General features: G+C 63.4%; 24 protein-coding genes. 17 read left to right on the forward strand and 7 right to left on the reverse strand.

Annotated elements, in window-relative coordinates:
• Positions 1 to 270 precede the first annotated feature (270 nt).
• From SLT36_RS17370 to SLT36_RS17380, 3 genes are all read left to right on the forward strand, one after another.
• Positions 271 to 1308, forward strand: a complete 1038-nt coding sequence (locus SLT36_RS17370) for a hypothetical protein (protein WP_432283671.1) — start codon at positions 271 to 273, stop codon at positions 1306 to 1308.
• Positions 1309 to 1313: 5 nt separating this feature from the next.
• Positions 1314 to 2066 (forward strand): hypothetical protein, encoded by a 753-nt coding sequence (locus SLT36_RS17375; protein WP_432283672.1) that lies wholly within the window; start codon positions 1314 to 1316, stop codon positions 2064 to 2066.
• 167 nt (positions 2067 to 2233) lie between these two features.
• A complete protein-coding gene (locus SLT36_RS17380) occupies positions 2234 to 2827 on the forward strand; it encodes a hypothetical protein (RefSeq protein ID WP_432283673.1) in 594 nt (197 codons plus the stop codon).
• Positions 2828 to 2866: 39 nt separating this feature from the next.
• On the opposite strand, the gene SLT36_RS17385 is transcribed toward SLT36_RS17380, so the two are convergent.
• Positions 2867 to 3799, reverse strand: coding sequence for a glutaminase (locus SLT36_RS17385; protein ID WP_182574098.1), 933 nt, complete (start codon positions 3797 to 3799; stop codon positions 2867 to 2869).
• Between SLT36_RS17385 and SLT36_RS17390 the strand changes: the two genes are divergently transcribed.
• From SLT36_RS17390 to SLT36_RS17410, 5 genes are all read left to right on the forward strand, one after another.
• Entirely contained in the window at positions 3798 to 4022 is a 225-nt protein-coding gene (locus SLT36_RS17390) for a hypothetical protein (RefSeq protein WP_432283674.1), read from the forward strand. The genes SLT36_RS17385 and SLT36_RS17390 overlap by 2 nt on opposite strands.
• A 35-nt stretch (positions 4023 to 4057) precedes the next feature.
• Entirely contained in the window at positions 4058 to 4252 is a 195-nt protein-coding gene (locus SLT36_RS17395) for a hypothetical protein (protein ID WP_432283675.1), read from the forward strand.
• A 386-nt stretch (positions 4253 to 4638) separates the two neighbouring features.
• Positions 4639 to 6426 (forward strand): SARP family transcriptional regulator, encoded by a 1788-nt coding sequence (locus SLT36_RS17400; protein ID WP_432283676.1) that lies wholly within the window; start codon positions 4639 to 4641, stop codon positions 6424 to 6426.
• Between the two features lie 48 nt (positions 6427 to 6474).
• The gene (locus SLT36_RS17405) at positions 6475 to 7446 is read left to right on the forward strand and encodes a phospholipid phosphatase (RefSeq protein WP_432283677.1); all 972 of its coding nucleotides are present in this window, start codon (positions 6475 to 6477) and stop codon (positions 7444 to 7446) included.
• A gap of 9 nt (positions 7447 to 7455) precedes the next feature.
• The gene (locus SLT36_RS17410) at positions 7456 to 9132 is read left to right on the forward strand and encodes a S8 family serine peptidase (protein ID WP_432283678.1); all 1677 of its coding nucleotides are present in this window, start codon (positions 7456 to 7458) and stop codon (positions 9130 to 9132) included.
• 128 nt (positions 9133 to 9260) lie between these two features.
• Here the strand turns inward: SLT36_RS17410 and SLT36_RS17415 are convergent, their stop codons facing one another.
• Entirely contained in the window at positions 9261 to 10409 is a 1149-nt protein-coding gene (locus SLT36_RS17415; protein ID WP_432283679.1) for a pyridoxal phosphate-dependent aminotransferase, read from the reverse strand.
• 136 nt (positions 10410 to 10545) lie between these two features.
• Here SLT36_RS17415 and SLT36_RS17420 point away from each other — a divergent pair, with 136 nt between their 5' ends.
• The 6 genes from SLT36_RS17420 (at position 10546) to aat (ending at position 15952) form a co-directional block, all read left to right on the forward strand.
• Entirely contained in the window at positions 10546 to 11946 is a 1401-nt protein-coding gene (locus SLT36_RS17420) for a M48 family metalloprotease (protein ID WP_067961565.1), read from the forward strand.
• Between the two features lie 156 nt (positions 11947 to 12102).
• The gene (locus SLT36_RS17425; protein WP_432283680.1) at positions 12103 to 12897 is read left to right on the forward strand and encodes a DsbA family protein; all 795 of its coding nucleotides are present in this window, start codon (positions 12103 to 12105) and stop codon (positions 12895 to 12897) included.
• 131 nt (positions 12898 to 13028) lie between these two features.
• Positions 13029 to 13463 carry a type II 3-dehydroquinate dehydratase gene (aroQ, locus tag SLT36_RS17430; RefSeq protein ID WP_432283681.1) on the forward strand — a complete coding sequence of 145 codons (435 nt, stop codon included), beginning with the start codon at positions 13029 to 13031 and terminating at the stop codon, positions 13461 to 13463.
• 29 nt (positions 13464 to 13492) lie between these two features.
• A complete protein-coding gene (gene accB, locus SLT36_RS17435; protein ID WP_432283682.1) occupies positions 13493 to 13960 on the forward strand; it encodes an acetyl-CoA carboxylase biotin carboxyl carrier protein in 468 nt (155 codons plus the stop codon).
• An 18-nt stretch (positions 13961 to 13978) separates the two neighbouring features.
• Complete coding sequence (gene accC / locus SLT36_RS17440) at positions 13979 to 15322, forward strand: acetyl-CoA carboxylase biotin carboxylase subunit (protein ID WP_055970741.1); 1344 nt, start codon at positions 13979 to 13981, stop codon at positions 15320 to 15322.
• Between the two features lie 12 nt (positions 15323 to 15334).
• Positions 15335 to 15952: a leucyl/phenylalanyl-tRNA--protein transferase gene (gene aat / locus SLT36_RS17445; RefSeq protein ID WP_432283683.1), complete on the forward strand. Its 618-nt coding sequence runs from the start codon at positions 15335 to 15337 to the stop codon at positions 15950 to 15952.
• Positions 15953 to 15959: 7 nt separating this feature from the next.
• Here aat and SLT36_RS17450 read toward each other — a convergent pair whose 3' ends face one another.
• The 3 genes from SLT36_RS17450 to SLT36_RS17460 form a co-directional block, all read right to left on the reverse strand.
• Positions 15960 to 16334: a hypothetical protein gene (locus SLT36_RS17450; protein WP_432283684.1), complete on the reverse strand. Its 375-nt coding sequence runs from the start codon at positions 16332 to 16334 to the stop codon at positions 15960 to 15962.
• Positions 16335 to 16403: 69 nt separating this feature from the next.
• Entirely contained in the window at positions 16404 to 16835 is a 432-nt protein-coding gene (locus SLT36_RS17455) for a DUF2155 domain-containing protein (protein WP_154384240.1), read from the reverse strand.
• 315 nt (positions 16836 to 17150) lie between these two features.
• Positions 17151 to 17549, reverse strand: coding sequence for an NADH:ubiquinone oxidoreductase subunit NDUFA12 (locus tag SLT36_RS17460; RefSeq protein ID WP_432283685.1), 399 nt, complete (start codon positions 17547 to 17549; stop codon positions 17151 to 17153).
• A gap of 157 nt (positions 17550 to 17706) precedes the next feature.
• Between SLT36_RS17460 and SLT36_RS17465 the strand changes: the two genes are divergently transcribed.
• The 3 genes from SLT36_RS17465 to panC all read left to right on the forward strand — a co-directional run bounded on the left by SLT36_RS17465 (position 17707) and on the right by panC (position 20002).
• Positions 17707 to 18189 carry a hypothetical protein gene (locus tag SLT36_RS17465; RefSeq protein WP_432283686.1) on the forward strand — a complete coding sequence of 161 codons (483 nt, stop codon included), beginning with the start codon at positions 17707 to 17709 and terminating at the stop codon, positions 18187 to 18189.
• A 134-nt stretch (positions 18190 to 18323) separates the two neighbouring features.
• Positions 18324 to 19160, forward strand: coding sequence for a 3-methyl-2-oxobutanoate hydroxymethyltransferase (gene panB, locus SLT36_RS17470; RefSeq protein WP_432283687.1), 837 nt, complete (start codon positions 18324 to 18326; stop codon positions 19158 to 19160).
• A complete protein-coding gene (gene panC / locus SLT36_RS17475) occupies positions 19157 to 20002 on the forward strand; it encodes a pantoate--beta-alanine ligase (protein WP_432283688.1) in 846 nt (281 codons plus the stop codon). The genes panB and panC overlap by 4 nt, the downstream gene beginning before the upstream one ends.
• 12 nt (positions 20003 to 20014) lie before the next feature.
• On the opposite strand, the gene SLT36_RS17480 is transcribed toward panC, so the two are convergent.
• Together SLT36_RS17480 and gatB are read right to left on the reverse strand one after the other, a co-directional pair.
• Positions 20015 to 20506 carry a GNAT family N-acetyltransferase gene (locus SLT36_RS17480; protein ID WP_432283689.1) on the reverse strand — a complete coding sequence of 164 codons (492 nt, stop codon included), beginning with the start codon at positions 20504 to 20506 and terminating at the stop codon, positions 20015 to 20017.
• Between the two features lie 2 nt (positions 20507 to 20508).
• Positions 20509 to 22011 carry an Asp-tRNA(Asn)/Glu-tRNA(Gln) amidotransferase subunit GatB gene (gene gatB / locus SLT36_RS17485; RefSeq protein ID WP_067966460.1) on the reverse strand — a complete coding sequence of 501 codons (1503 nt, stop codon included), beginning with the start codon at positions 22009 to 22011 and terminating at the stop codon, positions 20509 to 20511.
• Positions 22012 to 22089: the final 78 nt, after the last annotated feature.

Genomic DNA, 22089 nt, shown 5'->3' on the forward strand with positions numbered 1-22089 from the left:
TCCACCCTCGCCTTGGCGGGTCTTCGGTTATTGTCCGCCTTACCGCGCAAACTATCCTTGCAGGCCTGTCACGCCTATTGAGCGCAGATCACCTGATATCGGCCGCCGGCAGTGCCCATGTCAGTATTGATCGGCCTTTCACACCAACGCCGCTCAAGCGATTCGTTGGAATCAGACATCGCAACGAATTGCGCATACAGCCTTAAGCAACCTGCAATATGTCCACTCTAGATATGCAACCATATCTTAAGGTCATTTGTCGGGCGCAGGATGATACGTTTCCTCTCACTGAGCATTCTAACGCTGCTGCTGACCGGATGTTCGGACAGCGATTCGCCACCGCAAGGTAATCCTGCCGATTCCCTGAGAACGGACCGCTTCGGCTATCAGGTCGATTCGAACGTCATTGTCGGCAAGGACAATTCTCTCAGCTGGCTCAAATCGGCCGTCACGGGCTATGCACCCGTCGAAGGCGAGCGCCCGGCCAAGATCGGCTGGCTCGAGACGACCCAAAGCTGCAAGTTTCCGCTTCCGTCCGTCGGCGACAAGCTCGTCCAGATCCACACCAACGAGACCAACCAGGTTTCCGATGTCTTCGCCCTGTCGCAGGCGGATGTGCTGGAGCGGGCGCAAGCCTATGTCTCGCAATGGCAGAATGACGGAAAGGACCCAGGCGTCAATTCGAACCGCTCCGGCGATCGGCTGAGGGTGGTCAATGTGGTCGTCACCGAAACGGCGGCGCCGGTCTATCTGGTGCTTGCCGGCGGCTTCGACACGCTCTGGAACATCCAGAAATCGCCCAATGCCCGCCTCTCGCGCGTTGCCATCATCGGCACGCGCAACGCCGGCATCGTCAATCTCGAGCCCGGCACGCCGGTCACCGTGCTGGCCGGCAACGCAGCCAAGGATTGCAAGATATCGATATCCCGCCGCCCGCAACCGTTCTGGAGGGTCGTCGAGGCTGCCAAGGGCGGCGACCAGATCTCCAAGGAGGCGGTCGCCAGCCGCAATGCGATCTACAACAGATATGACAGCTGGTTCCGCGCCAGCTTCGGCAAGGCCAGCGAAGAGGTCACCATCGGCATCGACCAGATGAACCACACCATCGTCGGGCCGCTGCCGGCATCACTCGAAGAGCGCTTGCCTTACCGCGGCATCACCGACGCCACCGTGCAACTCGCCCGCACCGACTACGCCTTCGTTGCCGCCTCCCGCGACGACTATGATTCGAAGCATTCCGAGCTCGTCACCAAGAAGGCACAACAGCTCGCCGGAGGCGACCTCACAACTCTCAACCGGAAGCAGTGACGGCCATGCAGGGCAGTTTTCTCAAGATCGTGGTCGTCGTGCTGCTGCTGTTGGTCGGCGCGCCGCTCATCGGCAGCCTGATCTTCAACGTCGCCGCCGCAGCCTACATCATGCAGACGATGGGCATGGTGAGCGACAGCCAGGAAAAGGCGGCTGAACGGCGGGCATCGGATTTCCAGGGCGTCAAGGTCGTGCCCGAGGGCGCGCCGGGTCTGGTGGCGCTGCGCAACTTCGACGACTTCGAGCAGACGCGCACTGTTTCCCTCAACATGCATATGCGGCTGACGGACATCCGGCGCGGCGACCAGAACGCTTTCGACGCCAACGACGTCGAGGCGTATCTCGCGTCTCGCCTGCCCGTCCTGGCGCGCGCCGAATGCGACCTGGTCGTCAAGGCCTTCGCCAGCAAATGCGCGGTCAACAAGGTTTCGGCCCGGCCGACGGGAGATCTCTACCAGGTCAATATGCGCCTGACCTTCGTCCAGCGCGAGCCATTCGGCGAGGTCGCCAAGGCGCCCGAACTCAACTACGTCGAAATCCCGCTCAACCTGAATGACGGCGACGACAAGTCGATCATGACCGACAGCTGGGTTTCACAACGGACGAGGTATTACGACGCCGTTGCCAAGGGCTGTGCCAAGATCCGCGCCCAGAACAAGAATTGCGCCGTCATGACGGTGACAATCGCCTCGACCCCACAACGCGGCAGCTCGGCCATCAAGGTCAATGCCGGCGCCCGCTACGCGATCCTGCAGTGACGGGGTGATCCTGCCGGGACGGCTTCCGGCACGGCGTTGCCCTGCCCACACGACCGTTCTCCGCGTTATGCCGTGGCCGCCGGACAATCGCCCGCGCGGCCATTCGCCCTCGCAAAGATTCGCGAACGACCAGCAGCAGTGCTGATTGCCAGACCAGCGCGGAAACCATGACAGCGACCAGCCCAGCATCCGGAACGCCCGTCATCGCCTCGCCGCATGACATCCTCGCGGCACTCCCCGTGCCAGCGGGCTACGTCAATGTCGAAAAGGGCAAGATCGCGGTCGACGGCGAAGGCGCCGTGCTCATCCGCATGGAACGTGCGGACAAACGGAATGCCGGCCTGGGCGGCGAGCATTTCAGCACCGTGGTCGCCACCTCCGGCAGGCTCAAGGGGTTCGTACGCATGGATCTCGCGCTGCGCGACGGCGCCCTGCCCAGCCAGGACGAAGCGCATGACATCGCCATGCGTTTCCTGTCCGACCATGCCGCCGACCTTCTGCCTCGCCACGAGGTCAGCTTCATTGCTCCGCATGACGAGGCGATCCGCGCTGACGGCAAGAGCACAACGTTGACGGGCAAGAAGGTGAAAATGCGCAATCTTGTCGACGGCCGCTGGTTCTGGGTGATCGTCGGCGCCGACCGCGAGGTGATGGTGTTCGAGCGCGACATCGTCTGGGCCAACCTCAAAGGCCGCCGCCAGAGCGAAAAATGGCTGCATGACAGCTGGCTGGCAGAGCAACGCAAAGCCGGCGGTGCCTGAGCCCGGGCCGGCCTGCGACATCGTCCGGCACGGAATGCCTCAGCGCGAGGCGAAGATCGACCAGTTCATCCTTTTGGTCAGCCGTTCCAGCGCGATCGAGCCCAGCATCGAGTTGCCGCGCGCATTGAGCCCCGGCGACCACACGGCGATCGATGCCACACCAGGCACTATCGCCAGGATGCCGCCGCCGACGCCGCTTTTGCCGGGAATGCCGACGCGGAAGGCGAACTCGCCCGAACCGTCATAGTGGCCGCAGGTCAGCATCAGCGCGTTGATGCGGCGGGCGCGCTCGCTTGAGACGATCGTGTGACCCGTCTCCTCGATGCGCCCGGCATTGGCCAGGAACCGCCCCGCATTGGCCAGTTGCAGGCAGCTCATGGCGACGGCGCAATGGTGGAAATAGACGCCCAGCGTCATCTCGGGCGCGTGGTTCAGATTGCCGAACCCTTTGAGATAGTTGGCCAGCGCGAAATTGCGGAAGCCGGTGGCGCGCTCGGAATTGGCCACGTCGCGGTCGATGATGACAGAATCGTCGTCGGCCACGGTGCGCATGAAGCTCAGCACCTCGCCGATCGCCTCGCGCGGCTGGTGGCCCGACAGCAAAACGTCGGAGACGACGATGGCGCCGGCATTGATGAAAGGATTCCGCGGAATGCCGTGTTCGAGTTCGAGCTGGACGATGGAGTTGAAGGCCGTGCCTGAAGGTTCGCGCCCGACGCGGTTCCACAGCTGGTCGCCGACGCGACCAAGCGCCAGCGCCAGGGTGAACACCTTCGATATGCTCTGGATCGAAAACGGCTCGTCGGCGTCACCCGCCGCCGCCACCTCGCCGTCGTTCTTGACCACTGCGATGGCGAATTTGGCCGGATCGACCTTGCCCAGTTCTGGAATGTAGGAGGCAACCTCGCCGCGCTCCGTCTGCGCTGCCATCTCGGCGACGATCTCGTTCAGCGTATCCTGGAGGCTGGGCATGACACTTCCTGCTTCGACCGGCTCGAACCGGCAGGCCGTTCTACATCAAGTCGTGCGCGACGCCACCCATCCCCTGGTCATCACAGAGCGGCGCAACCCTGACGCTTTGTGGGCTGGCGGCCACCGAATCGTCGAAAGATGTGCCGAAAGCGAAACTTTTGTAGCAGCGATTCACGTATCCCTCACGTTGCGTCAACACGGCACTGTTACAAGCAACCTCTAATGTTCGTTCAACCCACCAAACGGAGACGTTGCGATATGCGTTTTTCTGATGTGCGTGAGAGCCTGCGGAGCATCGGCGTGGTCATGAGCAAGCGAGGTGAAACCATCCGGCTCAATTATTTCGGCGGGCTCGAAGATACGGCCAAATATGCAACCGACCTGCAGGAAGCGTTGGCGCTTGGCAGGGAACTCGCCGGCCCCCGCCGCAGCAACGGCCCGTCGGGACGCTGAACCTTCACGACTGGCGACGCGACCGCGCACGATCTGCGCGTCGCGGTCACCGAGGCGATTGCCGAAACGCTTGGCGCGTGACGAACATGGGCCCCATCTGATGGGCCGTCAAAACTGCATTTCACGCCTGTTTTGACGTTTCACTCACGCCGCAATCACCCCGCCTCCCCTAACGTCCTTCCGAAATCAGGCCGGAATCAGCCCCGGCAAGAGTGGTGAGGAACGCTGGAATGCTGCAGGTTTTGCCCGGTGCCAGAAGCATACAAGCACGCGCACTTGCCGGAATGTCGTTGTATGCTCCCGATGCAAGTTGCGAGGACCACAGGCGATTCGACCTGTGGTACGCTCTTCAGGGGCATGGACGACCTGCAGCGAAGGTCCGCACGATGGCTGGTGAAGACGCCAGTACGCTTTGCAATATCTACCTGTTCGGGGCGCTGGCCGTCACCGACGCAGCCGGCGCGTTGTGCACGCCCAAGGCGCAGAAGTCGCGCGCGCTCGTGGCCATGCTGGCACTTGCTCCACGCGGTGCCCGCTCGCGTATCTGGCTGCGCGACAAGCTATGGAGCGACCGTGGCGAGGAGCAGGCCGCAGCCAGCCTGAGACAGGCCCTCGTCGACGTCCGCAAATCGCTCGGCCCGATCGCCGACAGCATCATCATTTCCGACAACCACACCATCTCGCTAGACCTCAACCGTGTGTCGGTCGACGCGCTGCAGTTGCTCGACCCGTCGCGCCAATCCGTGCCCAGCGAAGTCGAGCTCGAATCCTGGCCGGAGCTGCTCGAAGGCCTCGACATCGGCGACCCCGAATTCGAGGAATGGCTGATGCTCGAGCGGCAGGTCTGGCAGGGCCGGCTCGAAAATGCGCTCGGCCAGCGCGACGTCAGCCCCAAGGACAGGCGCAGCAACGGCCTCATCCCGGCCCAGGGACAGAAATCGGGACCGAATTCCTCCGACGGCGGCAACCGCAAGTCGCTGCCGCTGACCGGGAGCCGGACCGGCTGGTCGGTGGCGCTGCTGCCGCCGGCGATCTCAGGCGATGCCTTCGGGGCAGAATCGCTGCCCGACATGTTTTCCGAACTCTTGGTGCGGTCGCTGCTCGAAGGCGGCGAACTGACGGTCTCCGACCTGTCGCGGCCGGATCTGTCGCCGACGCAGGAACCGGAAACGGCGTTCGATTCGGTGGCGCTGGCGATTCAGGTCCGCTACCGCTTTTCGGCCCACCAGGCCTATATCAGCGTCAGTGTCCATCGCACCGCCGACCGCAGCCTGCTGTGGATGGGCGGCGCCACGCTTGAGCGGCGCGCGATTGAGGCAGGCGAAACCTCGGCGGCGCACCAGCTCATCAACGAGGCGATGGACGAGTTGCGCAAATATTTCATTGCGCGCTCCGAACAGACCGACGACGCCGTCGAGGCCGAGAGCCTCTATGCCGCCGTCAACGCCATGTTCCGGCTGTCGCGCAACGACCTCGTCATGTCCGAGGCGTCGCTCCGGCGCATCATCGCCCAGCGGCCGTCGTCGCAGGCCTATGCCTGGCTCGCCTTCCTGATGACCTTCCAGGTCGGCCAGCGTTTCTCCGATTCTGCCGTGGCCATCGAGCAGGCTCAGCATTACGCCCGCAAGGCGCTGGAACTCGATTCCAGCAATTCGGTCACCCTGGCGCTCGTCGGCCATGTGCATTCGTTCCTGTTCGGCGAGTACGACTACGCATCGGGCCTGTTCGAGCGCGCCATCCGCGCCAACCCGACCCAGGTGCTCGGCTGGGACCTCTATTCGATGCTGCATGCCTATGCCGGCCAGCCGGACAAAGGGCTCAGCCTCGCCAACTGGGCGCGCCATCTCGGAGCCTACAGCCCCTATCGCTACTATTTCGACACCTCGCGGCTGATCAACGCCACGCTTGCCGGCAATCATCGCGTTGCCATCGAAGCCGGCGAGCAGGCGCTGCGCGAGCGGCCCGATTTCAATTCGCTGCTGCGTTATCTCGTGGCGAGTCACGCCCAGCTCGGCGACATCCGCGCCGCCCGCTCGCTGCTCGACCGGCTGAACGTCGTCGAACCCAATTTCTCGATCAGCTCGCTGATCGACGCCCGCTATCCAATCATGCGCACCGAGGGCGGCGCCAATCTGATCTCCGGTCTGATCAAGGCCGGTGTCAAAAAAACATGACGGACGCGCCGAGCACCGCACATTTCGATCAATTCAATGGGGAATTCAGTGTCTGGCAACGACAGTTCCGCGCCTGCTGAGGGCGGCTTTTCGCACTTTCTCGATCAGTACCGCTTCAAGATCGCCGGCGACGACGTGCTGCCTTGCGCGGCCACGGATCGGCCTCCGATCGTGTTGGAAACCACACTCGCCTCCGGCGCCGAGGCGATGGTGATGTCGGCCGGCGTCGCCAGTGCCGTCATGAGCGCCGGCGTGCTCAACAAGGCCTCGCTCAACAAGAATAAGAATAAAAACAAGAGCAAAAACAAGAACAAGAACAAGGGCAGCGCTCTTCAATCGGGCTCAGGCACTGGATCGCAGGCAAGCCTGATCCCGGCCTTCGAGCTCAGGCGTCTGCACACGTCACCCTCGCCACATGCGTTCACGGCAGCGCGCAAATTCACCTGGGAGCAGCTCGACATTCCGCTGCCGCCCGGCCCCGACGTCACCCGTCTCGAAACGACAGTCATGCTTTCGCTCCAGGCCCGTGACCGCGAACGCTCGCGTCGCAAGGAGGACATCGAGCGCGAGGCGACGCTTGACGTCTCCGACTTCACCAAGCCGCTGGGCATCGACGGCATCAGCGGCTTCGACCAGACCGAGGGCCTGTTCCAGTCGATCCTGACGGCCTGCGAATATGTCGGGCTGATCTACAAGGCAAAATTCAACCGTACCCGACCCAACCAGGTCGAGCCACGCCTGCGGCTCATGCTGCCCAATCCAGCGCACCAGGCCTATCCGAGCAACCACTCGTTCCAGTGCCACTCGATTGCCTTTGCCTTCAACGCCATCCTGCCGGAGCACCCGGCGACGGAGGAGCTGTCGCGCATTGCCCGCAAAGTCGCGGAAAACCGCGAATGGGCAGGCCTGCACTATCCCAGCGACACCAATGGCGGCCGGGCGCTGGCGCAGCGCTTCCAGCCATATCTGCGTGACGCCTTCATGGCGAACTATCTCGCCGCACAGCGCGAATGGATCTGAGGGGCGATCATGGCAAACGGCAACACACAGTTCTCCTTCCAGCACCCTCAGTCCTACTACTACCTCTGGCACCTTGCGGCACTCGGCGTTATCGATGCCACCTTCGGGCCGCTGACCCCGGGTGGCGAGGTCGACTACTCCTCGCCCACCATCAACGGCACAGTCTGGGATACGATATCAGAGGCGTTCCCGGCAGCGACGGCTCCTGCGACAGTCGCGCTGATCGACGTCGGCGTCAGCCGCAGCCACCCCAACCTCAAGAGCCGGCTGGACGCGGTGAAGTCGATCGACCTGGTGAGCCACCCCTATGGCGCCAAATATGTCGCCGCCCCTGCCGCCAGCCCCTATGACCCAGAGGTCAAAGCCGCCTTCTTCGCCGGCATCTCCACCGCAGGGCTGGGCACGCTCAACCTGACGGGCCCGGAGACCGCCTATCTCGGCAGCCTGATCGCCGAGCTCGCAGCTTCGGAAGGCGTGCTGCACACGCTGATCGAGGGTGACGAGACCTTTGGCAGCCACGGCACCGCTGTTGCTGGCCTCGTCGTCGGCGAACCGGCGGCAACGGTCGCGCCCAATCCGGCGATCGCCCTGCCCGATGTGCTGATATCAGACGACGGCACTGCCGTGCCGAACCCGAACCGCAACATGCTGCCTTATTTCGGCGTCGACCCGCTGTCGCGGCTGATCTCGATCCGGACCGGCTTCGAGCAGCAGCCCGACCAGTTCATCGCAGCCTTCCTCTATGCCTTTGCCAATGGCGCCGACGTCATCCTGTTGCCGCGCGGCATCCCCGACCCGGTGCGCAGCGTTTTGAATGCCAAGCCGGAGCTCTCTCAGGACCTCGACGACCGTGCCAACTGGGAGCGTGCCGATCTGTTCGCCCGTCTTGAGGAGGCGACGCCGCCGGCAAGCGAGATCAGGCCGCATGCAGTCGGCAAGACCGGCAACCGCGAGATTGCCTGGAACACGCTCGCCAAGCTCATCGTTGCCATCAGCCGCAAGGTGCCCGTGATCTGCGCGGCCGGCAATGACGGCGAGAGCCAGCTGATCTACCCGGCCAATCTCGCCGCCGCCAACAACGGCATCATCGCCGTCGGCGCGGTGACGCCGCATGGCTACCGCTCCGGCTACAGCAACTATGGCGCCAAGCTGACGCTCGTCGCGCCGTCGGACGATTTCGAGATCTATACCAGGCACCAGTTGCGCGTCGACCGGACCGACCCGATGGTCGACCAGCACTACTACCATCCGGGCAAGGGAAAGGTCACTCCGCACAGCCATTTCTCGCTGCTGACCACCGACCCGCCCGGCACCTTCGGTTATGCCGGTGGCTCCGACCCCTATTCGTCGATCCTGCCGCCGCTCGACAACCAGGGCATCGGCGGCGGCTACTACACCACCTTCGGCGGGACCTCCGGCGCGGCGGCTCTCGTCGCCGGTGTGGCGGCCCTCACGGCCCGTGCCCACAAGGCAAAGCATGGCGCCGCGGCGAAACTGGACGGCCTGGCATCCAAAGCCAACCTCATTGCCGCCTGCGATCAGAATGCTTCTGTCAAGCCGGGCACGACCCCGCTGACGCAGGATCCGATGAACGCCGACAACGAACCGGCGAAGGGCAAGACGTATTTCTTCGGCGCTGGCCTGCTCGATGCCGGCAAGGCGGTCGCGGCAATACTCGCGCCCTGACCGATCGCGTCACGCATGTCGGAATGCATGCTGGGGGGCATGGGCATTCCGGCGCTCAGGCGGCAAAGCCCATCCTCCCCTTTGCCCCTGTCCGCCCCGTCGGTACGGCCGACGGGGCGGTTGCGCTTTCAACGCAGCCAGCGCTCCAGGCGATCCATCGACTCGATCATGTCGTCATGGCTGCCCGCATAGGAAAACCGCATGAAACGGTGCCCTGCGAGCGGGTCAAAATCCCGGCCCGGCGTGGCCGCGACATGCGCTTCGGCCAGCATGCGGCTGGCGAATTCCATGCTGTCATTGGTCAGCCGCGAGACGTCGCAGAAGGCGTAGAACGCACCGTCCATGGGTGCGGCGAAGCTGAAGCCCAGTTCCGGCAGTCTTTTGGCCAGCAGTTCGCGGTTCCAGGCGTAGCGCGCCTTGATCACTTCGAGTTCGTCGGTGACGTTGAACGCCTCGATGGCCGCCACTTGCGACAGCTCAGGCGCCGAAATGTAAAGCGATTGCGCGATGCGCTCGACTGGCCGCACCAGCCGGTCCGGCAGCACCATCCAGCCGATGCGCCAACCGGTCATGCAGTAATATTTGGAGAACGAGTTGATGACGGTGACGTCACTGTCATAGGTGAGTGCGGTCACATCTGGCGCGCCATAGGAGAGCCTATGGTAGATTTCGTCCGAAATCACCGCGATCCCGAGTTCGCGCGCGGTATCGACAAGCGCCTTGAGGTCGCCGGCCGGCACGACGGCACCGGTCGGGTTGGCGGGGCTGGCAAACAGCACACCTTTCAGCGGCTTCTGCGCATGTGCTGTGCGCAGGTGCTCGGCATGAAGGTAGGCAGCGCCCTCCAGCTCGATCTCGACCACGTCGAGCCCGAGAGCGCCCATGATGTTGCGATAGGCAGGATAGCCGGGCGCCGCGATCGCCACCCGGTCGCCGGCGTCGAACATTGCCAGGAATGCGAGATTGAAGGCGGCGGACGAGCCGGTGGTGACGGCGATTCGCGAAACCGGCACATCGATGCGGTAATGCTCGGCATAATGTGCCGAGATCGCCTTGCGCAGATCGGCAAGCCCGAGCGCGTCGGTATAGCCGATACGGCCGAGCTTGAGCGCGGCTGCCGCGGCGTCACGCACCCGCTGAGGCGCCGGATCGGAAGGTTGGCCGACAGCCATCGAAATGACCGGCGCGCCCAACGCCCTGAGCCTGTTGGCCTCGGCCAGGATGTCCATCGCATGGAAGGGCTCGACTTCGCCGCGCCGTGAAATCGCAACCGCCATTTTCGTTCACTTTCTACTGTCGCCCGCCAGGCAATGTGCCGCACAAATGCCTGATTGATATGGGGATCACAAGTTGATGAGTTTTTTGAACCAGCCTTTTCACAGCCCGACGGCTCGTTTACGAGTGTTTCCCGCTATGCAGAGCATCACAAGTCTTTCGCGTTTCGTCGCAAGATCAACGCGCGCAGTCACCGCGCTTGCGCTGTCGGCCGGGCTTGCTCTCGGCACAATGGGAACTGCCCATGCACAGGGTGTTCCGATCGTCCGCGACGCCGAGATCGAGGCCCTGGTGCGCGACTATGCCCGGCCGATTCTCAAGGCGGCTGGGCTTGCCAATTCGAACATCAACATCGTGCTCGTCAACGACCCGGCCTTCAACGCCTTCGTTGCCGGCCGGCGCATGTTCATCAACACCGGCGCACTTATGACGGCCGAGACGCCGAACGAGATCATCGGCGTCATCGCCCATGAAGCCGGCCACATCGCCGGCGGCCACCAGGAGCGCCTGCGCGACCAGTTGGCGCGTGCCCAGACGATGGCGATCGTCGCCGCCCTGCTTGGCGCCGGTGCCATGGTCGCAGGTGCAGCGAGTGACGCAAAGGGCCTTGGTGCCGCAGGCGCCGGCGTCGTCGCCGGCGGTTCAGAAATGGCACGGCGCAGCCTGCTCGGCTACCAGCGCACGGAGGAAGTCACCGCCGACCGCTCGGCGATCACCTATCTCAATGCCACCGGCCAGTCGGCGCAGGGCATGCTGAAGACCTTCCAGCGCTTCCAGAACGCGCTGTCGCTGTCGGGTGCGCGGGTCGACCCCTACCAGGTCAGCCACCCGATGCCGCGGGAGCGTATCGCCAATCTCGAGACGCTGGCGCGCGAAAGCCCCTATTTCGACAAAAAGGATTCGGAGGCGCTGCAGCAGCGGCACGACATGATGCGCGTCAAGATCGCCGCGTATACCCAGGGTCAGGCCGCCACTTCACGACTGCTGCGCGGCACCGACGGTCTCGCCTCGCGCTATGGCGACGCCCAGTCGACCTATCTGTTCGGCGACCTGCGTTCGGCGCTGAGCAAAACAGATGCGCTGATCAAATCGCAGCCGAAAAACGCCTATTTCCACGAGCTGCGCGGCGACATCCTGATGAAGTCGAACAAGCCCGCGGCCGCGGCCGAGGCCTATACCAACGCTGTCCGGCTCGACACGGCGAAATCAGGTATCCTGCCGATCCAACTCGGCCAGACCTATCTCGCCATGGGCACGCCCGACGCGCTGAAGAAGGCTGTCGTCGAAATCCGCAAGGGCCTCGACCGCGACCGCGAGAACGCCTCGGGCTATCGCTACCTCGCCCAGGCCTACGGCATGCTCGGCGACGTCGCCGACGCCGACCTTGCCACCGCCGACGGTCACTACTACAGCGGCGCCTATCAGGACGCGAAAATCTTTGCGATGCGAGCCCAGCAGAAGCTCAAGCCAGGCTCGCCGGGCTGGGTCCGCGCGCAGGACATCATCAACTACAAAGCGCCGAGCAAGAAAAAGAAGTGAACTTTCTTTCGGCGGACAGCGACACACAGCGCCGCGCGTCATCCGGACGCGCAAAGGACGCTGCAAAACTTTAAACCTGATGCATGACCCTTCCCAAAAATCGTTTCAGATTTTCGGAGGCATGCATAAGCCGAAACGGCTGGAGACCAAGGGACCATGAAAAAAGCACTTCTTCTCGGCACGACCGGCATCGCCGTCGCCCTCGCCATGCTGGCCTTCGGCCTCGCCGGTTCGCCAAATGCCGCACATGCGGAAACAGCGGCTACCACGACCCTCGACAAGAAGCAGGTCGAGACGATCGTGCGCGACTACCTGCTCAACAACCCTGAACTGCTGCTCGAAATGCAGGGCGCTCTCGAAGCCAAGCAGAAGGAAGAGCAGCGCATCGCCAGCCTGAGCGTGATCAAGGAGAGCAAGGACGAAATCTTCAACTCGAAGTTCGACGGCATCGTCGGCAATCCCGACGGCAAGATCACCATCGTCGAGTTCTACGACTACAATTGCGGCTACTGCAAACGCGCCCAGGCCGACATGAACGCGCTGGTCAAGACCAACCCCGACCTGCGCTTCGTGCTCAAGGAGTTCCCGATCCTCGGCCCGGACTCTCAGAAGGCCCATGTCGTGTCGATGGCCTTCCGCAAGTTGGTGCCCGAGAAGTACGGCGAGTTCCACGACAAGCTGCTCGGCGGCGAAGGCCGCGCCGGCGAGGACAGCGCCATCAAGCTGGCGCTCGAGCTCGGCGCCGACGAGGCCAAGCTGCGCGAGGCCATGAAGGACCCCGAAATCGGCGACGCCTTCAACCGCACCTACGATCTCGCCAACAAGCTGCAGATCAGCGGCACGCCGTCCTATGTCGTCGGCAACGAGGTCGTCTTCGGCGCACTCGGCCAGGATGTGCTGGCTGAAAAGATCGCCGCGGCAGCCGCCTGCCAGGCAAATTCCACCTGCTGAGCAAGCCTTGTTCAGCGCGAGCCGTTGTGGACAGCGCAAGAAGTCGCTTGCGCTCTTTCCGCGACGGCTTATGCCGATTATAGAGGGTCCGCCGCGCCAGAGAGGATCTGGCGGGTGGAAGGGTCTTTAATTTGAAAACGGTTTACGTCCTCAACGGTCCGAACCTTAACATGCTGGGCAAACGCGAGCCCGGGATTTATGGCGGCAAGACCCTGGCCGAGATCGAAGCCGACTGCCAGGCGGCAGCCGCCTCGCTCGGCCTTGCGATCGAATTCCGCCAATCGAACCACGAGGGCGTCCTGGTCGACTGGATCCACGAGGCCGGCGAAAAAGCCGTCGGCATCGTGCTCAATGCAGGCGCCTACACCCACACCTCGATCGCGCTGCAGGACGCCATTCGTGCCGTCTCGCCCTTGCCGGTCGCCGAGGTGCACCTTTCCAACATCCACGCCCGCGAGCCGTTCCGTCACAAATCGATGGTGGCACCGGTGGCCGTGGGCATGATCTGCGGCTTCGGACCGCTCGGATACACGCTGGCGCTGCAGGCGCTGGCCGCCCGGCTCTGACCGGAAACAGGAAGAGAAAAGGCTAGAACATGGCGACGAAGAAGACCGATGGTGTTGATCAGCAGCTGGTCCGCGATCTCGCAGGGATCCTGAACGATACCAACCTGACCGAGATCGAAGTCGAACTCGGCGATCTCAAGGTGCGCGTGTCGCGCCAGGCAGCAGCTGCCCTCCAGGCCTATGCCGCGCCGGCACCTCTCCCGGTCGCAGCCGCACCGGTTGCCGCAGCCGCCGCTGCCCCCGCTGCTGCCGTCGACACCTCGAAGAACGCAGTGCCCTCGCCGATGGTCGGCACCGCCTATCTCGCGCCGTCGCCGGATGCCAAGCCGTTCATCGAGATCGGTTCGGTGGTCAAGGAAGGCCAGACGCTGCTGATCATCGAAGCGATGAAGACGATGAACCAGATTCCGTCGCCGCGCTCCGGCACGGTCAAGGCGATCCTCATCGAAGACGCGCAGCCTGTCGAATACGGCATGCCGCTCGTCGTCGTCGAGTAAGCCGGAAGGCTGCGCGCAATGTTTCAGAAAATCCTGATCGCCAATCGCGGCGAAATCGCCCTCAGAGTGCTGCGCGCGGCCAAGGAGCTCGGCATCCAGACGGTTGCCGTGCACTCCACCGCCGACGCCGACGCCATGCATGTGCGCCTCGCCGACGAAAGCGTCTGCATCGGACCGCCGCCGTCGCGCGACAGCTATCTAAACATCCATCAGATCGTCGCGGCCTGCGAGATAACAGGCGCCGACGCCGTGCATCCGGGCTATGGCTTCCTGTCGGAGAACGCCAAGTTCGCCGACATCCTGGCTGCGCACAACATCACCTTCATCGGTCCCTCGGGCGACCACATCCGCATCATGGGCGACAAGATCGAAGCCAAGCGCACCGCAAAGCGTCTAGGCATCCCGGTCGTGCCCGGCTCGGAAGGTGCCGTCAGCGACGAGAAAGAAGCCAAGCGCGTCGCTGCCGAGATCGGCTATCCCGTCATCATCAAGGCATCTGCCGGCGGCGGTGGCCGCGGCATGAAAGTGGCGCTGACCGAGGCCGACCTCGAAATCGCGCTCGCCACGGCGCGCTCGGAAGCCGGTGCTGCCTTCGGCGACGACGCCGTCTACATCGAAAAGTACCTGCAGAAGCCGCGCCACATCGAAGTGCAGATCTTCGGCGACGGCGCCGGCAAGGGCGTACATCTCGGCGAACGCGATTGTTCTTTGCAGCGCCGCCATCAAAAGGTCTGGGAAGAGGCCAATTCGCCCGCCCTCAACAGCGAAGAGCGCTCGCGCATTGGCGACATCTGCGCCAACGCGGTGGCCAATCTCGGCTATTCCGGCGCCGGCACGATCGAGTTCCTCTACGAGAACGGCGAGTTCTACTTCATCGAGATGAACACCCGCCTTCAGGTCGAGCACACGATCACCGAAGCGATCACCGGCATCGACCTCGTGCACGAGCAGATTCGCGTCGCCTCGGGCGGCGGCCTGTCGGTCACCCAGAACGACATCCGCTTCCACGGCCATGCCATCGAGTGCCGCATCAACGCCGAGGATCCACGCACCTTCGTGCCCTCGCCCGGCACGATTACGCATTTCCACACGCCGGGCGGCCTCGGCATCCGTGTCGATTCAGGCGTCTATTCCGGCTACCGGATCCCGCCATACTACGACAGCCTGATCGGCAAGCTGATCGTGCACGGCCGCAACCGCGTCGAATGCATGATGCGTCTCCGGCGCGCGCTCGATGAATTCGTGGTAGATGGTATCAAGACGACGTTGCCGCTGTTCCGCGAGCTTGTCGGTAACCCCGACATCGCAAATGGCGACTACGACATCCACTGGTTGGAAAAACATCTCGCGAAAGGCGAGTAGAATGAGGGTCGCATGACCCGACCTTATGCGCCTGGCTACGGCATACCCACGGACCTTCTTCTGAAGGCCTATGCGTCGGGCGTCTTTCCCATGGCAGAGAGCGCGTCGGATCCGGAAGTGTTCTGGGTCCGGCCCGAGACACGCGGCATCATCCCCTTCGACGGCTTCCATGTGCCGCACAGCCTCGCCAAGACGATCCGGCAAGGCCATTTCGAGATCCGCTTCGACAGCGACTTCGAAAGCATCATCGACGCCTGCGCCGAACGTCGCGCCGGGCGGTTGTCGACATGGATCAACGCGCCGATCCGCGAGGCCTACACCCACCTTCACCGGATCGGCAACGCCCACTCCGTCGAGGCGTGGCGCGACGGCGAGCTGGTCGGCGGTCTCTACGGTGTCTCCCTGGGCCGCGCCTTCTTCGGCGAAAGCATGTTCTCGCGCGAGACAGATGCGTCCAAGGTGTGCCTCGTCCACCTGGTGCAGCGGCTCAGGGAACGCGGCTTCCTGCTGCTCGACACGCAGTTCACAACCGATCACCTGAAGCGCTTCGGTGCGGTCGACGTGCCACGCGACAAATACGAGAAGCTGCTCGCCAAGGCGCTCCTCGGCGAAGCCACCTTCATGCCCTGAGGGCAAGCTAGCTCTTCGTCTGAGCCGCTTGCGCTATTGGTGTCTGGGCGTGGAACATCATCTTCCAGCCCTGCAGGCGATGGACGTAGCCCGTGCTGACCAGCGCCTGGTACGGCTCGCCATCGTCACGGATTGCCTTGGCCTCGTATGTCAGCATGACGATGTCGCTGCCCGGTTCGACGATTCCTTGCACCTTCATCTCGAGATTGCGCCAGCGGCGCGGCTTGGTCGCGGTGGCGGCAAGCTCGGCATTGCTCATCACGCCCGCCATCTCGGGAAAAGCGACAAGGCACTCCCTGTCGGCGTTTTCGGCAAAAAACTCCTGGTTTCCGGTCCAGAATTCCCGTTCGAGCTCAAGCAGTTCGTCACGGTTGACGGTCACGGCACGATCCTCCGCTGGCGTTGCTCACGACGCCAAACGTCAGGGACCCCAAGCGGTTCCGAAAAAGGCTCAGTTGGTCTTGGCGGCTTCCGGAGCCGGAACGTCCGACTTCTGCTTGCAGGCCTTCAGCCAGACGTCATAGACGGCGTGCTCGACGGCGTTGAGGCCCGGGCTTTCGGCAAACATCCAGCCGGTGAAGATGCGCCTGATCTTGCGGTCGAGGGTGATCTCGTCGACCTCGACGAAGGAATCGGTCTTCGGCTCTTCGTTCTCGGGCCTGGAATAGCAGACGCGCGGCGTCACCTGCAGCGCGCCGAACTGCACGGTCTCGTCGACATAGACGTCGAAGGTGATGATGCGGCCGGTGATCTTGTCGATGCCGGCAAACTCGGCAACCGCGTTCTTGATCCGCTGCGGCGGGGCCGCGACCTTGGGTGCAGCCTGTGTCTCTGCAGGAGCAGGCTGGGCCTGATCGGGAGCAGGCTGCCCCTCACCCGGCAAGGGTGGGACATCGATGGCAGGCAGATCGTCACCTTGCTCGACCTGCTGATCGAGCGGCAACCGCTCGATGCTGTCCTGGGCCGTTGCCTGGCCAAGCCCTGCGCACAGCGTTGCCGCCACAAGCAGGGCTTTCGCCTTCGATCGTCCGCTCGACGGAATCCGGCCAGGAAAAATCATTCAGTCGTTACCGCCGTTGCGCCCGGAGTGTGTCCCACTCGCTGATTCCCACGCGCCAAGCTAATCGCCTGACGCCAATGGGCAAGGAGTTAGCCGCCAATTGTGGCGACAAATGTCCGCGCCGTTAAGCTGTCTGTCTTAAGCGCCGGGCGTCCAGGCGTCGTAGTCGCCGGTGACCTGCGGGCGATGCGTATTGCCCAGCACCGAACCCTTCGGGCGGTAGGCGCCACCGGTGCCGGTGAGGTTCGGCTGATGCGGCTTCTGCCAGTCACGCGGAATGTAGTTGTCGCTCGGCGGCGACACGTCGACGCGATGGTGCATCCAGCCGTGCCAGCCGGGCGGAATCATCGAGGCTTCGGCATAGCCGTTGTAGATCACCCAGCGGCGCGTGCGGCCTTCGGAATCCTTGCCGCCTTCATAGTAGACGTTGCCGAATTCGTCCTGGCCCACCTTGGTGCCTTTGCGCCAGGTGTGGAAGCGCGTGCCAAGGGTCTGGCCGTTCCACCAGGTGAAAAACTGGACAAGGAATTTCTTCATCGGATCCTCGCGGCAGGCGCGTCGAAAGTCTCTTGCTTATGGCGTCACGCCGGCGCGAAGGCAAGAGTTTAGAAGCTGCAACTTGCCGCCTGCGACGATTGGCAGACGATCCATCAACACCTACTGTTCACGGTGAGCAGCAGAATGGACGCAATCCATGCCCTTCATGCAGATCCTCGAAATGCTGAGCATGCTGGTGACGATCTTCGGCCTGCCGCTGGCGATCTTCATCTTCGTCTTCGAACAGCGCAAGGCGCGGGTCAACGAGGAGGAGGAGATCTACCAGATGCTCTCCGACGGCTACACGAACTTCCTGACGCTGTCGCTCGACCATTCCGACCTCTACCTGCAATCGCAGACCGCAACGAAGGACCTGACGGCCGAACAAAAGGACCGGCTGCTCGCCATGTTCGCCATCCTGATCTCCCTGTTCGAACGTGCCTATCTCGTCGCCTACGAACCCGGCATGTCCGAGCGCAAGCGCCGCCGCTGGGCATCCTGGGAGGATTTCATGCGCGAATGGTGCCGGCGCGAGGATTTTCGCAACGCCCTGCCCCAGCTCCTGCCAGGCGAAGACCCCGAGTTCGCCGTCTACATCAGGCGCCTTGCGCAGGAAGAGGTCGAGCCGCGCTCGTCCTGATGGACGATGCCATTTCGCAGTTGCTCACGTTTTCATCTCGCACTTGCAAAGTAATTAGCCGGTCCTTAAAGGACTCTCGCCCTGACAGGGCTCACGGACCGGCCTTGGCCGGAAACGTCGAGGGAGGAAAAGACATGGCTTCCGACGCGCCTGCGGCTGCCGGCCGCATCACGCCCGCCGCTCTGCTGGCCCGCAAGGGCAAGGAGCCCATCGTCTGTCTCACCGCTTACACCTATCCGATCGCCCGGCTGCTCGACCCGCATGTCGATCTGCTGCTCGTCGGTGACAGCGTTGCGATGGTGCTGCATGGCCATCCCAACACGCTGGGCGCGACGATGGACATGATGGTCGCCCACGGCCAGGCGGTGATGCGCGGCTCGTCCCGCGCCTGCGTCGTCGTCGACATGCCCGCCGGCAGCTACGAGGACAGCGTCGAAAACGCTGTCACTTCCGCCGGCCGCATCATGCGCGAAACCGGCTGCGATGCGGTCAAGCTCGAAGGCGGCGTGGCAATTGCTGCGCAGATCGCAGCCATCGTCGCATCAGGCATTCCCGTCATGGGCCATATCGGGCTGTTGCCGCAGTCGGTCGAAAAGGAAGGCGGCTACAAGATCAAGGGCCGCTCCGAGGCCAATGCCGAGGCGCTTTATGCCGATGCCAGGGCGGTCGAGGCGGCGGGCGCCTTTTCGGTCGTCATCGAAGGCACCGTCGAGCCGGTTGCGGCCGAGATCACCCGGCGCATAACTATTCCCACCGTCGGCATCGGCGCCAGCCCCGCATGCGACGGCCAAGTGCTGGTCATCGACGACGCCATTGGCCTGACCGTCGACCGGGTGCCCAAATTCGTCAAGGAATACGCGCATTTGCGCGATGTCGTCGCTGACGCCGCCGCGTCCTACGCTCGCGACGTCCGTAGCCGCGCCTTCCCCGGCCCCGAGCACCTGTTTTCGCTGAACAAGGACAAGGCATGACCATTGTCGTCGAAACCATCGCCGCCCTCCGCGCCCAGGTGCGGGCATGGCGTGCCGAAGGACTGAAGGTCGCGCTGGTGCCGACAATGGGCGCGCTGCATGACGGCCATGTCTCGCTGATGCGTGCCGCCCTTGAGCGCGCCGACCGCTGCGTCGTCTCGATCTTCGTCAATCCGCGCCAGTTCGCGCCGACCGAAGACCTCGACAAATATCCGCGCCAGCTGGCGCTCGACCTCGACCGGCTGGAAAAGGCGGGCGTCCACCTCGCCTTCACGCCCGGTGTCGAGGAGGTCTACCCGCAAGGCTTTGCCACCTCGATCTCGGTCGGCGGCCCATCGGCCGGGCTCGAGACCGATTTCCGGCCGGCTTTCTTCGACGGCGTCGCCACCGTCGTCGGCAAGCTGTTCATCCAGTCGGAACCCGACCTCGCCGTGTTCGGCGAGAAGGACTACCAGCAGCTCTGCGTGGTGAAGAAGCTTGTGCAGGACCTGAACCTGCCGCTGGAGATCGTGGGCTCGCCGACGATCCGCGACAGCGAAGGCCTCGCCATGTCGTCGCGCAACGCCTATCTCAGCGCCCAGGAACTCGAGATCGCGCGCCAATTGAACAAGATCCTGCTCAAGGCAGCCTCCGCCCTTGAAGGCGGTGCCGACGAGGCGGTGACGATGACCGCCGCGCGGCAGGACGTGCTGGAAGCCGGATTCGATACCGTCGACTATGTCGCCGCACGCCAGAGCGAGACGCTCGCGCCATGGCAACGCGACACGGACGGTCGGGTGCTGGTTGCGGCCCGCCTCGGCAAGACGCGTCTCATCGACAATGTCGAGATTTCGGCCAGCTAAGTCCAGCCTGTCTCAGCCCAGCTTCTTCTCGAAGATCAGCGCCGGAATGCCGGACTGGTCGGCGCCGCAATTGGCAGTCGCACCGGCATGGGCGAAACCATTTGCTTCGTAGAAGGCAATGGCGCCTGCATTTGCCTCTTCCACTTCGAGCCGCAACATGCGCGCCTCGGGAAAGCACTGTTCGATCTCGTCGAGCAGCAGCCGGCCGACGCCGGCCCGCTGGTGGCGCGGCAGCACATAAAGTTGGTGCAGCATGACTGTCTTGGCGTCACCGGATGCCGCGGCGAAGGCCATGCCGGCGATGGTCTTGCCGTCGTCGGCGACCAGAAACTCGGAACTCGGCCGCGTCAGCCGCGCCTTGAGCGACGCCAGCGAATGCCACTCTGCCGTGATTTCATCGACCCGCTCGACGCCATAGATGGCGTCGTAGGTCGCGTGCCACGTATCGGCGAGCAGCGCCTTGATCGTCTCAAGGTCGCGCTCGCTCGCCGTGCGTACGAACATCTCTATTCCTCGATGCCGAGCTTGGCCTTGACCAGGTCGTTGACCGCCTGCGGATTGGCCTTGCCGCCGGTCGCCTTCATCACCTGGCCGACGAACCAGCCGGCCATTGTCGGCTTGGCGCGGGCCTGGTCGGCCTTGTCGGGGTTGGCGGCGATGACGTCGTCGACGGCCTTTTCGATAGCGCCGGTGTCGGTCACCTGCTTCATGCCGCGGCTCTCGACCAGCTCCTTGGGGTCGCCGCCCTCGTTCCAGACGATCTCGAACAGGTCCTTGGCGATCTTGCCGGAGATCGTGCCTTCCTTGATCAGGTCGATGATGGCACCGAGCTGATCCGGAGAAACAGGTGCGTTTTCGATATCCTTGCCGGCCTTGTTGAGCGCGCCGAGCAGATCGTTGATGACCCAGTTGGCGGCAGCCTTGCCGTCGCGGCCGCTTGCCACCTTCTCGAAATAGTCGGCGATCGACTTTTCCGAAACCAGAATCGAGGCGTCATAGACCGACAGGCCGAGCGAGGTGACCAGGCGATCCTTCTTGTCGTCGGGCAGCTCGACGAGGTCCTTGGCCAGCGCGTCGACATAGGCCTGGTCGAATTCCAGCGGCAGAAGGTCCGGATCGGGGAAATAGCGGTAGTCGTGCGCCTCTTCCTTCGAGCGCATCGAACGCGTCTCGCCCTTGTTCGGGTCGAACAGGCGTGTTTCCTGGTCGATCTTGCCGCCATCCTCGAGAATGGCGATCTGGCGACGTGCCTCATATTCGATGGCCTGGCCGACGAAACGGATCGAGTTGACGTTCTTGATCTCGCAGCGCGTACCGAACTCGCCACCCGGGCGACGCACCGAAACGTTGACGTCGGCGCGCATCGAGCCCTCGTCCATGTTGCCGTCGCAGGTGCCGAGATAACGCACGATGGTGCGCAGCTTGGTGACATAGGCCTTGGCCTCGTCCGACGAGCGCATGTCCGGCTTGGAGACGATCTCCATCAGCGCCACGCCCGAACGGTTAAGGTCGACGTAAGACATTGTCGGATGCTGGTCGTGGATCGACTTGCCGGCGTCCTGTTCGAGATGCAGCCGCTCAATGCCGATCTCGATGTCCTCGAACTCGCCCTTGCGGTCAGGGCCGACGGAGATGGTGATCTTGCCCTCGCCGACGATCGGCTGCTTGAACTGCGAGATCTGATAGCCCTGCGGCAGATCGGGATAGAAGTAGTTCTTGCGGTCGAACACCGACTTCAGGTTGATCTGCGCCTTGAGGCCGAGGCCGGTGCGGATCGCCTGCTTGACGCATTCCTCGTTGATGACGGGCAGCATGCCGGGCATTGCCGCGTCGACCAGGCTGACATTGGCGTTGGGCTCGGCGCCGAACGCGGTCGACGCACCGGAGAACAGCTTGGCTTCCGAAGTGACCTGGGCATGCACTTCCAGGCCGATGATGACTTCCCAGTCACCGGTGGCACCGGAAATGAAGCGCTTGGCGTCGGGCGTGCGGGTATCGATGAGGGACATGGCGGCCTGCGTCATTGGATCGAGAAGATGCGGATCGAGAAGTGCGAAACGCATAGTTTAGTGTGCGCCTTCGCTAGT

Origin of the sequence: Aminobacter sp. BA135, assembly GCF_050859125.1 — a bacterium.
Lineage (GTDB): Bacteria > Pseudomonadota > Alphaproteobacteria > Rhizobiales > Rhizobiaceae > Aminobacter > Aminobacter ciceronei.

Bases quoted from the DNA above. Each gene is read 5' to 3' on its own strand.
- SLT36_RS17370 (WP_432283671.1), top strand. From the start codon at position 271: ATGATACGTTTCCTCTCACTGAGCATTCTAACGCTGCTGCTGACCGGA.
- SLT36_RS17375 (WP_432283672.1), top strand. From the start codon at position 1,314: ATGCAGGGCAGTTTTCTCAAGATCGTGGTCGTCGTGCTGCTGCTGTTG.
- SLT36_RS17380 (WP_432283673.1), top strand. From the start codon at position 2,234: ATGACAGCGACCAGCCCAGCATCCGGAACGCCCGTCATCGCCTCGCCG.
- SLT36_RS17390 (WP_432283674.1), top strand. From the start codon at position 3,798: ATGACACTTCCTGCTTCGACCGGCTCGAACCGGCAGGCCGTTCTACAT.
- SLT36_RS17385 (WP_182574098.1), bottom strand. From the start codon at position 3,799: ATGCCCAGCCTCCAGGATACGCTGAACGAGATCGTCGCCGAGATGGCA.
- SLT36_RS17395 (WP_432283675.1), top strand. From the start codon at position 4,058: ATGCGTTTTTCTGATGTGCGTGAGAGCCTGCGGAGCATCGGCGTGGTC.
- SLT36_RS17400 (WP_432283676.1), top strand. From the start codon at position 4,639: ATGGCTGGTGAAGACGCCAGTACGCTTTGCAATATCTACCTGTTCGGG.
- SLT36_RS17410 (WP_432283678.1), top strand. From the start codon at position 7,456: ATGGCAAACGGCAACACACAGTTCTCCTTCCAGCACCCTCAGTCCTAC.
- SLT36_RS17415 (WP_432283679.1), bottom strand. From the start codon at position 10,409: ATGGCGGTTGCGATTTCACGGCGCGGCGAAGTCGAGCCCTTCCATGCG.
- SLT36_RS17420 (WP_067961565.1), top strand. From the start codon at position 10,546: ATGCAGAGCATCACAAGTCTTTCGCGTTTCGTCGCAAGATCAACGCGC.
- SLT36_RS17425 (WP_432283680.1), top strand. From the start codon at position 12,103: ATGAAAAAAGCACTTCTTCTCGGCACGACCGGCATCGCCGTCGCCCTC.
- accB (WP_432283682.1), top strand. From the start codon at position 13,493: ATGGCGACGAAGAAGACCGATGGTGTTGATCAGCAGCTGGTCCGCGAT.
- accC (WP_055970741.1), top strand. From the start codon at position 13,979: ATGTTTCAGAAAATCCTGATCGCCAATCGCGGCGAAATCGCCCTCAGA.
- aat (WP_432283683.1), top strand. From the start codon at position 15,335: ATGACCCGACCTTATGCGCCTGGCTACGGCATACCCACGGACCTTCTT.
- SLT36_RS17460 (WP_432283685.1), bottom strand. From the start codon at position 17,549: ATGAAGAAATTCCTTGTCCAGTTTTTCACCTGGTGGAACGGCCAGACC.
- SLT36_RS17465 (WP_432283686.1), top strand. From the start codon at position 17,707: ATGCCCTTCATGCAGATCCTCGAAATGCTGAGCATGCTGGTGACGATC.
- panB (WP_432283687.1), top strand. From the start codon at position 18,324: ATGGCTTCCGACGCGCCTGCGGCTGCCGGCCGCATCACGCCCGCCGCT.
- panC (WP_432283688.1), top strand. From the start codon at position 19,157: ATGACCATTGTCGTCGAAACCATCGCCGCCCTCCGCGCCCAGGTGCGG.
- SLT36_RS17480 (WP_432283689.1), bottom strand. From the start codon at position 20,506: ATGTTCGTACGCACGGCGAGCGAGCGCGACCTTGAGACGATCAAGGCG.
- gatB (WP_067966460.1), bottom strand. From the start codon at position 22,011: ATGTCCCTCATCGATACCCGCACGCCCGACGCCAAGCGCTTCATTTCC.